This window comes from Microbulbifer regidiadema (SeqCode) (assembly GCF_052466995.1).
Window position 1 is genome coordinate 4,508,482 of record NZ_CP174297.1, and the last position, 12,259, is coordinate 4,520,740.

Sequence of the window (12,259 nt, forward strand, 5' to 3'; positions counted from 1 at the left end):
AAGCGAGATGAAAATTAAAATTGCCATTAATGGTTACGGTCGTATCGGCAGGAATGTCACCCGGGCTATTTATGAATCCGGCTACAGTGATCAGATTCAGCTAGTCGCAATTAATGATCTCGCTCCGGTAGCATCTAATGCTCACCTGACCCGCTTCGATACTATCCACGGTCGCTTTGCCACAGAGGTTAAAGTCGATGGCGAAACACTGGTTATTGGCGGTGATCGAGTTAAAGTTTGTCAGGAGCGCGACCCATCCAAGCTGCCCTGGAAGCAATTGGGTGTAGATTTAGTTCTCGAGTGTACCGGCCGCTTTACCGATCGCGCGTCTGCCTCGGCTCATATTGAAGCCGGTGCCGCTGCGGTACTGATTTCTGCGCCGTCAAAAGATGCGGACCTCACGGTTGTTTACGGTGTGAATGACAGCAACCTCAGCGCTGAGCACCGCGTGGTTTCCAATGCGTCCTGCACCACTAACTGTCTGGCGCCAGTAGCTCAAGCACTGCACCGCGAATTGGGTATTGAGCGGGGCTTTATGACCACCGTGCACGCTTATACCAACGATCAGAACACCCAGGATGCGGTACACGCAGATATTTATCGGGCCCGTGCGGCGGCGGACAATATGATCCCCACCAAAACGGGTGCGGCTGCGGCGGTAGGTTTGGTATTGCCTGAATTGAAAGGTCGTCTCGATGGTATGGCGGTTCGAGTGCCGGTAAGTAATGTCTCCCTGGTGGACTGCCAGTTTATCGCCAGCCGCGATACTACCGCTGAGGAAGTAAACCAAATTATGCAGGAAGCTGCCGAGGCCAGTGGCGGTGTGTTGACCTACTGCGATCAGCCCCTGGTATCGGTCGACTTTAACCATACCAGTGCGTCCAGTCACTTTGATGCCAACCATACCCGCGTGAATGGTAACCTGGTGAAAGTAATGGCCTGGTATGACAACGAGTGGGGCTTCTCTCACCGCATGCTCGACACCAGTCTGGCGATGGCCGAGACACTGCAACTGAACCAGCCGATTGCCGAGTCTGCCTGATCCTCTCAGTGCATTACATAGCGGTAATTTCACTACTGAGGGCTATTAGATGGAGATAAGATTTCTGTTTGATAGCTCTCTAAACCTTCTTTTAAATCGACTAGATGACGGGATCTTATGATTCGCCATACAAAAATCGTAGCAACCCTGGGCCCCGGTACTGATAAACCCCGCGTAATCGACGAAATGATTCGCGCGGGGGTAAACGTTGTGCGCCTGAATTTTTCCCACGGCTCGGCAGAGGATCACCGCCGCCGGGTTACAGAGGTACGCAATGCCGCCGAAGCGCAGGGAAAAATTGTTGCGGTTTTGGGGGATTTGCAGGGACCGAAGATTCGGATTGCCCGTTTTGCCAAGGGCAGTGTGCAGCTGGAAAACAATGATGAGTTTACCCTCGATCTGGACTGCCCAGTTGAAGGGGGGGATGAGCACCGTGTCGGTGTGGACTATCCCAGTCTGATCAGTGACTGCCAGTCTGGCAATATCCTGCTGCTGGATGATGGCAAGATTCGCCTGGAAGTGACGGGTACTACGCCGAGCAAGCTTTACTGCCGTGTACTACAGGGCGGTAAGTTGTCAAACAATAAGGGCATCAACCTGTTGGGCGGCGGCTTGTCCGCACCGGCACTGACAGAAAAAGACTACCGGGATATTAAGCTGGCAGCAGAACTCGAAGTAGACTTTCTCGCAGTCAGCTTCCCCCGCTGTGCAGAAGACCTGGAAACCGCGCGCAGAGCCATGGCAGAGGCCGGCAGTCAAGCGGCCATTGTCGCCAAGGTGGAGCGGGCTGAAGCGGTTGCCGACGATGCGCAAATGAACAGCCTGATCCTGGCCTCCGACGCTATTATGGTAGCCCGGGGTGACTTGGGAGTAGAGATTGGTGATCCGGCCCTGGTGGGCGTGCAGAAAAAGCTAATCAACCGCGCCAATGCCCTTAATCGCGGCGTGATTACCGCGACCCAGATGATGGAGTCGATGATCACCAGCCCGACTCCCACTCGCGCCGAGGTAATGGATGTGGCCAATGCGGTACTGGATGGTACCGACGCAGTGATGTTGTCTGCGGAAACCGCAGCGGGTGAATATCCAGTCGCTGCTGTGGAATCCATGAGCGACGTAATTATTGGTGCTGAACAGTACCTGGGCAGCGTTCCTTATACCGCTGACGATCACGGCTCTTCTGCGCTTATTGATACGGTTATTGCCCAGGCGGCAATCGATGTTGCAACCAGGGTTGAAAACCTGTGTGCTGTTGCGGCGCTTACCGAGTCCGGCCGCACCCCTAGGATGATGTCCCGGGCCAATACCCGTTTGCCTATCTACGCGCTGACCCGGCATCCCCGTATTGCCCGTCAATTGGTATTGCTACGCGGTGTAGAGACGGTGAGCTTTGACCCGGCTTCTGTCCCCCTCGGACACCTGACTGAAGCCGTTATCGAGGTCTTAAATTCACGTATCGATTTGCAGAAAGGCCAGCGGGTACTGATTACCCAGGGTGAACGCCTGAATATGGGTGGACATACCAACTCTATGCGTATTAAAGAGATCGAATAGGGCTTCGACTAAGGGTCCACGCACCTGCTGGTTGGGTGCGATGGGCCTATTCCAGTTAGCCGGCTCTCAATTATTTGCGACTAATCACCTGTCGCCTGCTATTTTTCTCGCCGTTCTTCACCTTGCCGTGGAAAATCCACTGTGATAGCCATCACAAATTTTAAAGCCCAATACTGCTGTGCCTTCAATATTCTTCAATTAAATATTTTTATCGATCCTTGGCTGTTAATTCTCCTAATAAAAAACAATTCAGTAAATGAATAATACTTGCATTGCAAAGTCGATTTAAAGGATGATTTTCTAATACGGCGGTGCTATTTGTTTCTATATAGTAAAAAATTATCGAAAATAAGCTTAGATTAATTTTATAGTTGAGTTTTACCCCTCCTCCCCCAAGATATTCTTGCTCCTGTCTTACCGCTTTATTATCTACCACCTTCATATAATTTGCGGTAATCTCGCAAAATAGATCTCCGCCCCGTGTTTTATTTGGCGCCACAAAGGTTTTTCATTTGCCCCCAATAGGGGAGAATGAAAAATCTAATAGTTAATATTTTTATAGGGCGATAGTACTTAATAGTGCTTATTTTCCTAAGAATATTTTCTTCAGTGGGCTCCTCTTGTAATGGTGTGTTGTTGGCAGGTCTTAACGTTTCGAATTTAATCGACACCGGCTTTGTTTGAAGTAGTCACCTATTTGTGACCGCTGGGCTCCAATTCCTGGAGTTGAGTCTAATGAATAAATTCGATTGTTCCATCGCCCAGGGGTGCCTCGCTGGCCCTTAGGTCACTATGAACTGAATTTACTCTTTCCTAGACGTGAGTATTTAAAGAATTATTATGCAGCTACGTGTTGAAAATAAGCAGGGTATCCAGTACGAAGTCAGGACAGTGGGGGGTGATTCAGTTGCACTCCCGATGCAGGTGGATGCCAGCCATTTACTTTCTATGTTCGACGATGCCGTTATTGAGAAGATTTACACTCATTTCTTCCCTCTCAATAACGGCCTCCAAGCCAGCACCTTCGGCACGCCGTTTTCAGAGCCGGCATCCGAGCCCCCGAGCTATTTATCTATCCATGCGCGGGAAATTTACCATGCTCTGGTACAGAATCGCCTAATTATCGAACAGGCGCCCGCTGCTATTGCGGCACAGGAAAACCAGCAAACGGACTTAATCGTTAAAATCCGTCTGGGGTTACAGCAAATTATCGCCCAAGAGCGCGCCGAAGCGGCCCAGATCCAGCGGCAACACGAACAGCGCTCCACTCTGGAAAAAGTGGGCGCCTATATTGAAAGCGGGGCCACAGGTTTGGGCAATGCCGCCTGGGGCCTGGCGGTGTGGACCAAAGATGTGCTTGAAGTAGCGCTGATGCTCAATCCCATACGCCAATCCCATAAGCTGGGAGTTGCCACAGCGGACTACTTCCTACATGACAAGAGCTTTGAAGAGTCTCACCGGGAGAATGTCACTGCCTTGCAACGGGAAATCGTCGATGTTCTCGGCTTTGATCCCTCCTCGATCACCCGGCAGCAGCTGGAACTGGCTCTGGATGTTACCCAGCTTATTTACGATGACCCAGCCCTGCGCGATATTATTTTCCGCTTTGCCCAAGATTATGTAAAAGCCCAGCACAGCCTGGAAATGACCGAAATGGCCGGTGGTGGTGCCTTTGAGATTATTCTCACGATTGTTCTTGCCGGCGGTGTCGGTGCCGCTGCGGCGATGGTTAAAAATGCGCGCCTGCTGAAGTCGTTTGAAAAGGTTGGCGAGCTAATGTTGGATTTAGCCAAGCTGAAAAAACAGCGACTGCTGGACTCCAAGGAAAAAGGGGCCAAGGGCGGCAGCGCCAGCTTTTCTGACTTTAGCTCCACTGAGGCTGCCGTGCCCGAGAGTTCTGGCGGCCCCTCTTCCAGTAGTTCCAGCTCTGGAAGCTCTAGTGGTTCCAGCAGTAATCAAAGCAATAGCAATTCCGACAGTAGCGCCAGCAGTAATTCAAATAGTACTCAGAATAGTCAAGCGAACGATAGCAACGAGCCTGACAACGCAACTGCTACAGTGGGGCAGACACCTGAAGGTGAGGTTGTCCCCTGTGCAGATGACTCCTGTCACAGCGGTGATCCAATCAACTTGAAAACCGGGGAGGAGTTTTTATCCCTGGTGGATGCGGTGCTGGATGGCCCGCTACCATTAACTCTGACTCGATCTTATCGCAGTAGTAATAGCGAGGATTTTGGTCTGGGCCACGGCTGGGCACACACCTTAAACGAGCGCCTGGTTCCAGGTAATAAAACCGTAAAGTTTTACGATGCCGAAGGTCGGGTAATTAGTTTACCGGCACCGGGCAATAGCGGGCGCAGCCACAATGTGGTGGAAAAGCTTTCCCTCACCCAAGTAAGCGATGAGCACTGGGTGATCAGTCCCTACGGCGCCTTAAATGGCGTACAAAAACATTTCAAGGCAATAGGCGAGAGTGGCACTCTAAAGCTTTCTGAAATTCGCGATGGCTACGGCAACTACTACCTGTTCCACTATATTGGCAAACGCCTGATTTGTATTGAGAGCAGTCTCGGCGAAGCCCTGCATATCAGCCCACCGGAAGGGCAGCGCAACAGCCTACGCATGGGTGAGCTAAAAAAAGAAACTCGCGATGGCCATATTAAAATACTGGCTCAGTACGAATACAGTGACGAAGGCGACCTGATAAAAGCCACCGATGCGGATGGCTACAGTGAGCACTATGAATACCAGCAACATGTCATCTCTAAGCGCACCTTAAAAACCGGCTACCGCTTTTACTTTGAATGGGATAGAGAGGGCCCCTCCGCTCGCTGCATACGCCAATGGGGCGACCCCATCGATGGCCAGGCCACCTACAACTACGCATTTGCTTGGGACGAGGATGGCCACGGAGTTACGGTGACGGATACCCGTGGTGGCGAGGAGCGATTCCGCTTTAATGAGCGCGCCCTACCGATTTATCACCGCGACCCCGAAGGTGCAGAGATGCTCTACAGCTACAACGAGCTGGGTCAGGTAACCAAGGTCCAGCTGCCCAGCGATGATGGCAGCCTGCGCGAAGAGATCTATCAGTACGATGATCAGGGGCGCCTAGTACAAAAGACCGATGCCGCCGGCAATAGCCACCGCATTGAATACAACAGCGAAGGTTTGCCAGGCAAAGTCACCGACCCATCTGGCAATACCTGGCAGCGCGAATACAACAAAAACGGCCAGATCGTTGCCACCACCGATGCCCTCGGCAACAGCACCCGCTACAGCTATAACCCGGTCGGTCTGATCGGCAGCGTTACCGATCCCCTCGGCAATGCCACCCGCTACCTGTGGAACCCGGAAGGCAGGCTGGCAGCAATCCAAGACCCCATGGGCCGCAGCCAGCACTATCGCTATGATATGGCTCGCCGCCTGCAAGAAGTACAACACGCCCCCGGCCAAGTCACCCGCTACGAATACGACTCTCAGGATCGTATCCATGCGGTTATTACCCCAGATGGTGCCCGCACCCAGTACAGCTACAACGCCCAAGGATTGCTTGCCGAAATTACTGACTCCGAAGGCCGCACTACCTGCTACGCCTATGACGGCCTCAGCCAGGTTAAGGTGCGCACCAATCCAGATGGCAGCCGCCTGGAATACCACTACGATGGCGAGCGCAACTTGGTTGGCCTCACCAATGAAAATGGCGAGCGCTACCAGCTTAAATATGACCTCAACGAACGTCTGATTGAAGAAGTGGGCTTCGACGGCCGCGTAACCCGCTATGCCTATAACCGCGCCGGCCATCTGATCGCTTCAAGAGCGGTAACTGATCCTGATACCGGCAAGGGTATCGATACCATCTTTGAACGCGACCCCTTCGGGCGTATGTTGGAAGAAGTGACTCCAGATGGGATTACCAATTTCCGTTACAACCGCAGCGGTCAGCTAATCGAAGCGGAAAATAGCCAGCGCAAACTGCGCTGGGAATACGATGCCAACGGCCGCGTCACTGCGGATTGGCAGGGCAAAGAGAAGCTTACCCATCAATACGATGCCACTGGTAACCGTATCGCCACAACCTTGCCCGATGGCGAAGTCCTCAACTTCGCCTTCAACCCCGCCGGCCAATTCCAAAGCCTGCACCGCCGCCCCGCAGGCACTGATATTGATCAGCTGATTACCCATATCAGTCACGATGAACTGGGCCGGGAGAGCCAGCGCCAGCACGGCAATGGGCTGGAAAGCCAGCGAGATTATGATCCTCAGGGACGGCTGCAAAAGTTACGTCTAAACAAAGCCAGCGGCCCAGTCTCTGATCCAACCCAAAGTACAAACTCCATTACAAACTCCATATTGGAGCGCGGCTATCAATACAACAAAGCTGGCCAGATTTCTAAAATTGAGGACAGTCTGCGTGGCACGCGTAGCTACCACTACGACGCCCTAGATCGCCTCACCCAGGTAGATGGCCCCAACCCCGAGTATTTTGTGCACGATCCTGCACACAATATTCTCGCCGCCGCCAATTCAAAGGATGAAGCCAAACAGCAGGCCAATGCCACTCAAGTCAAAGGCAATCGCTTAGCCTTCCGTGGTGATACCCACTACCGCTACGATATTCATGGCAACCGCATCGCCGAATTGCGCGGCAAAGGGCAGAAGCTGCAAACCCGCTACCACTACAACTGTCGCCAACAGTTGGTGCGGGTAGAAAAGCTCAAGCTGGAAGAAGGCGTTGAGCAGCTTCAGCAGGAAATTCACTACCAGTACGACCCGCTCGGCCGCCGTATTGGTAAGAGCAGCAATAGTGAATACACCAATTTCCTCTGGGATGGGGATGTCCTGCTTCGTGAAAATAAAGCTGATATCCACACCCAGCAAGACCTGAATACTCGGACTTACTACTTTGAACCGGGTACCTTCAAGCCGGTTGCACTAAAGGAAGGCAAGCAAGAGAAGGAACAGGTTTACCACTACCACCTGGATCATCTGGGAACGCCGGATACCCTTACCAATCAGGAAGGTGAAGTAGTATGGAGTGTCGCCTATAAGAGCTATGGCAATATCGCTTTAGCCCATAAAAACCAGATAGAGCAGCCGATTCGTTTTCAGGGGCAGTACTTCGATCAAGAAACTGGCCTGCACTACAATCGGTTTAGGTACTATGATCCGCAGGTAGGGGAGTTTACTCAGCAGGACCCGATTGGGTTGTTGGGTGGATCGAATAGCTATCAGTATGTGCCTAATCCGGTTGAATGGGTAGACCCGTCGGGGTTAACGGCAGCGAAGGAAGACTCGTATAGGCAAATTAATGCTATTGCTGGGCCGCAAGTACAGAAGGGTTTTGTTCCAAACAAGATTGACAATATATCTACGCCTGAATTAGAGAGTGTTTTAGGACAAAGGTATTCAGGGGTTAGGGAGGCATCTCAGGTCTTAAAAGATGCTGGAGTTCCACGAGAATTCAGAAAGCAAGTTTTAGAGAGCTTTGATATTAAGACTCTCAATGTGAGGCAGGCTACGGATAGTGAATTCGGTATCAGGTATTTCGACAATGTGAATGCGTGGGAAAAAGGCCGTTATCTATTTGAGACTTTTCCAGCTTCAAGACAAAATCTGGCATTGAAACCTGAATGGAATCAAATGACTTACATGAAGCAATTTCAAATTAAGCCTAAGACAACAATTCTTGAAGGGCGTGCATCTTCAATGGGTGTAGGTGTTGAAGGTAGTCAAGTTCAGAAATATATATTAGACCTAAACGATTTATTGGAGCCATAGAGATGAGTTCAGTGGAGCATGCAGTAAAGCTAGTCAAATCTGCCATTGAAGCCTTGGACGGAGAGCTATCTAGCTCTCCAGATCCTAAACTGGTTAATGTACCCAAGGTACAGAAGGAAGCTTTTAGACAAAAGCTTCAGAAAATTTATGACACTTTGAGTTCGGATTCTTTACCAGAAAAGAGTCAGCGAAATTTAGGTCTTTCGCGTGCGGTGGCAGATAGCTGGCCATTTGATTCAAAACTAGCTGAGGAAATTGTAAAAGCGGAAAAAGCGTTCATAGAAGCCAAGTAGTGTTGTTCCAAACAGCAGTGTTGATGCTACGGCGGCTCGTCGTGCATATTTGAATGAGAAGTATGGCCGGCCGGACTGGCGATCTGCATACCGGTATTAATGTTAGGGGAAGACAGGAAACTGCTTTCAACTTCTACAAGTCACAGGGCTTTGATGAAGTAGATATTCCATCTCACTTGTCAGGGATCGATTTCACACAGCCAGTGGATATCGTAACTATTAATAGTGGTAAGCAGCTGTTCCAATTCCAGACGAGAGGTGCACCTCAGGGTAATTATTATTCCTTGAGTGCAGATACCTTGCCTACAGAGTTAGGGATAAATCCAGATGGATTTAACCGTGCTCTACAGGTTGTTGAACCAAAGATACAGACCCCATATCGAACTACTCAAAAAGTTGATGTACTTAAGATTAACATTTCTGGACACCCATAGATTGAGGCCCCCATAGATTGAGGCCTTCAATTCCGCCGCCCGGCGGGTAGCGATGCCGATCAGCTGATTACCAGCATCAGTCACGATGAACTGGGTCGGGAGAGTCAGCGTCAGCACGGTAATGGCCTGGAGTGAGAAGATCTAGGGCAGCCAAAGACTGAAGGGTGGTGCCGGCAATAGGGCTAGCTGACCATCTGGCGGCTCTTTCTCTTTGGTTTGCAGGTAAAGGAGATGAAATGCTGGGAATTGCTGGTTAGGTTTTGGAAATCGCTGCTTTTGGATAAAAGGGCGGTAATCGTGCTGTTTAGTACTTGAGGCAGGGGTAGATTAGCAGGGCGTAGCTGAGAGGAGACGTCGGCAGTCGCTTATACCGTGTACCCAGCGTTTATCGAGTTGAGCACAAACTTTTTGTACAACCTCTACCGATCCCACCAAGCCTTTAAAGCGGCTTTCAAAGTTCCGGCTGAGATAGAGCCAGTGCTTGGGTGAAATACCGAGCCGCTCCAGAATAGGCGGCGTGTTTTCGGCAATACAACCTCGTTTTCTGGGGTCTAAATGCCGGCCGCTCCAGTCCACTAGCTCCAAATAGTGATCCAACTGGAAAGGTAGCCCTTTCGGCATATTCAAACGCTCACCGCCGACAAACGGAAGTAGATTTTTGGGCTGCTTACCTGAGACAGCCGTACGAATACGTTGTTGAATCGAAGTGTAATCAGACTTTTCAGGTGTCTTGGCAATATTGGCACGGATCGGATTGAGGTCTACATAAGCCATACAGGCGGCGAGGGCACTTTCATCCAGTAAAGCCTGAGACTTAAACCGGCCTTCCCAAAAGCGGCCGGTACAGTTGTCTTCAGCATTGGCCCGACGGGCGATAGATTCATTTAAACAGCGCATAAACCAGCTGATATCCATTAGACGCTCCCGCCATAGGAAAACGACTTCTTTTAGCCTGTCTTCCTCAGCGTGATCGAGGGTATCACCCTGAAGATAGCGTTGGGCCAAGCTAGAGGCTTTGAAGAGTTTTTTCCAGCGAGTAATTACCTCTGTAAGAGACCACTTGTTAGCCGATTTTGTGTCGATATAGAGCACAATATGGTAGTGATTACTCATTACTGCATAGGCGGCAATATCTAGCGCAAACACCTCGGCTAATTTATGCATACGGCTTTCAATCCATTCGCGCCGATGCTCGTAATCTTTTCCGGATTCAGTATCTCTGCCACAGAGAAATGCACGCCGTACACAGCGGGAGACACAGTGATAGTACGGTGTTGCATCAAGAGATATCTGGGTGCTTCGCGGTAGAGTCATCGGTTACACGCGCATTTGTGTGTATAAATATCCAGTATTCTGTGGGGTTTCAATCTTTTGTCAATAGGGTTGGCGGTTTATACTTTCTGTTTGGTGGGTGTCCAGAATTACCGCAGAATTACCAGAATTGCGCGGTAAAGGGCAGAAGCTGCAAACCCGCTATCACTACAACTGTCGGCAGCAGTTGGTGCGGGTAGAAAAGCTCAAACTGGAAGAAGGGGTAGAGCAGTTTCAGCAGGAGATTCACTACCAGTACGACCCGCTCGGCCGCCGTATTGGTAAGAGCACCAACAGTGAATACACTAATTTTCTCTGGGATGGCGATGTCCTGCTTCGCGAAAAGAAAGCCGATGTCCAAACTCGGCAGGACCTGAATACTCGGACCTACTACTTTGAACCGGGTACCTTCAAGCCGGTTGCGCTAAAGGAAGGCAAACAAGAGAAAGAGCAGGTTTACCACTACCATCTGGATCATCTGGGAACGCCTGACACCCTTACCAATCAGGAAGGTAAAGTAGTTTGGAGTGTTGCCTATAAGAGCTATGGCAATATTGCCTTAGCCCATGAAAACCAGATAGAGCAGCCAGTTCGCTTTCAGGGGCAGTACTTCGATGAGGAGACAGGGCTACACTACAATCGGTTTAGGTACTATGATCCGCAGGTAGGGGAGTTTACTCAGCAGGACCCGATTGGGTTGTTGGGGGGATCGAATAATTATCGGTATGCCCCTAATCCAGTAAGTTGGGTAGATCCATTTGGACTAACTAGTAAGGATTGTCCCCCTGAAAACTATGATCCATTGACAGATACATTCAAAGGTGTTGATCTGAATTTATTTTCTACGAATGAACAAATACATTTTTCGGCAAAAAATGTGCCTAACAATGAAAGTGTCTTTATTGTTGGTGGGCATGGTAATCCTAACACGATTGTGAATCAGGATGGGGATAGGTTGAGCCCATCACAATTGGCTAAAATTATTCAGTCAAGCTCTAAGTATAAGCCAAATATGCAGGTTTATTTATATTCTTGTAATACTGGTAACTATAAGGCTAATAGGAACTGCTATGCTCAGCAGTTAGCGAATGAGCTCAATACAGATGTTGCTGCACCCGATACTTTGCTTTGCTTTGGTATTGGCCTGATGGCCGGACAGAAGCCTGGGGGATAACTCCTGACGATAATATTGATTACAATCAGCCAGGTCAGTTTTATTTATATAAACCTACTAATTGAAGGGGGTGATTATGCCTATAGATCCACCAGATCCTAAACCAATTGATGTCCCACATTTCTTGGTGAATTCAGACAAATCTAATGGTCAGCCAGTTTCTACCGGTTCAATATGTTCAATTAAGAAAGGTGAGCTGGAAGAGACGCTTGACCGCGCAGAAAGCGGTAATTTAGAGGCTGCATTAAAGATGTTAAATTATTATTCATTCTCACGGTGGGATGAAAATAAAGAAGCGTATTGGCTAGAGAAGTGTGCCGAATTGGGTGATGTGAATTCTCAGTATAATTACGCTATAAAATTAATGGGGGGGGGTGAAAAAGTCGAAGCTTTAATTTGGGCTAAAAAAGCCTTAAACTCTGGGCACCAAATGGCTGATTCTTTGATTAAGGAGATTGAAGGAGCTTAAAGAGAATGACAGCAAGATCTAGGACAGCCAAAGACTGAAGGGTGGTGCCGGCAATAGAGCTAGCCCCCTCTCTGGCGGCTCTTTCTCTTTGGTTTACAGGTAAAGGAGCTGAAATGCTGGGAATTGCTAGTTAGGATTTGGGAATCGCTGCTTTTGGATAAAAGGGCGGTAATCGTGCTGTTGAGTACTTGAGGCCGGGGT

The 12,259-nt window shown here is 49.8% G+C and carries 9 protein-coding genes; 7 read left to right on the forward strand and 2 right to left on the reverse strand.

Annotation, left to right across the window (positions count from 1 at the left end; genetic code table 11):
- Positions 1-7 precede the first annotated feature (7 nt).
- Complete coding sequence (gene gap / locus ACJJIK_RS19730) at positions 8-1,042, forward strand: type I glyceraldehyde-3-phosphate dehydrogenase (protein WP_444929939.1); 1,035 nt, start codon at positions 8-10, stop codon at positions 1,040-1,042.
- Between the two features lie 117 nt (positions 1,043-1,159).
- A complete protein-coding gene (pyk, locus tag ACJJIK_RS19735) occupies positions 1,160-2,596 on the forward strand; it encodes a pyruvate kinase (protein WP_444943652.1) in 1,437 nt (478 codons plus the stop codon).
- A 208-nt stretch (positions 2,597-2,804) separates the two neighbouring features.
- Here the strand turns inward: pyk and ACJJIK_RS19740 are convergent, their stop codons facing one another.
- Positions 2,805-3,095, reverse strand: coding sequence for a hypothetical protein (locus tag ACJJIK_RS19740; protein ID WP_444943653.1), 291 nt, complete (start codon positions 3,093-3,095; stop codon positions 2,805-2,807).
- 341 nt (positions 3,096-3,436) lie between these two features.
- Here ACJJIK_RS19740 and ACJJIK_RS19745 point away from each other — a divergent pair, with 341 nt between their 5' ends.
- From ACJJIK_RS19745 to ACJJIK_RS19755, 3 genes are read left to right on the forward strand one after another with little or no spacing between them, the layout of a single operon-like run.
- The gene (locus ACJJIK_RS19745; protein WP_444943654.1) at positions 3,437-8,377 is read left to right on the forward strand and encodes an RHS repeat-associated core domain-containing protein; all 4,941 of its coding nucleotides are present in this window, start codon (positions 3,437-3,439) and stop codon (positions 8,375-8,377) included.
- 2 nt (positions 8,378-8,379) lie between these two features.
- Entirely contained in the window at positions 8,380-8,670 is a 291-nt protein-coding gene (locus tag ACJJIK_RS19750) for a hypothetical protein (RefSeq protein ID WP_444943655.1), read from the forward strand.
- Positions 8,671-8,723: 53 nt separating this feature from the next.
- Positions 8,724-9,104, forward strand: a complete 381-nt coding sequence (locus tag ACJJIK_RS19755; protein ID WP_444943656.1) for a polymorphic toxin type 46 domain-containing protein — start codon at positions 8,724-8,726, stop codon at positions 9,102-9,104.
- Positions 9,105-9,431: 327 nt separating this feature from the next.
- Here ACJJIK_RS19755 and ACJJIK_RS19760 read toward each other — a convergent pair whose 3' ends face one another.
- A complete protein-coding gene (locus tag ACJJIK_RS19760) occupies positions 9,432-10,268 on the reverse strand; it encodes a transposase (RefSeq protein ID WP_444943657.1) in 837 nt (278 codons plus the stop codon).
- A 337-nt stretch (positions 10,269-10,605) separates the two neighbouring features.
- Between ACJJIK_RS19760 and ACJJIK_RS19765 the strand changes: the two genes are divergently transcribed.
- Both ACJJIK_RS19765 and ACJJIK_RS19770 read left to right on the forward strand, forming a co-directional pair.
- On the forward strand, positions 10,606-11,589 hold the full coding sequence (locus ACJJIK_RS19765) for an RHS repeat-associated core domain-containing protein (RefSeq protein ID WP_444943658.1): 984 nt from the start codon (positions 10,606-10,608) through the stop codon (positions 11,587-11,589).
- A 76-nt stretch (positions 11,590-11,665) separates the two neighbouring features.
- Positions 11,666-12,058 (forward strand): hypothetical protein, encoded by a 393-nt coding sequence (locus ACJJIK_RS19770; protein ID WP_444943659.1) that lies wholly within the window; start codon positions 11,666-11,668, stop codon positions 12,056-12,058.
- The last annotated feature ends 201 nt before the right edge of the window (positions 12,059-12,259 follow it).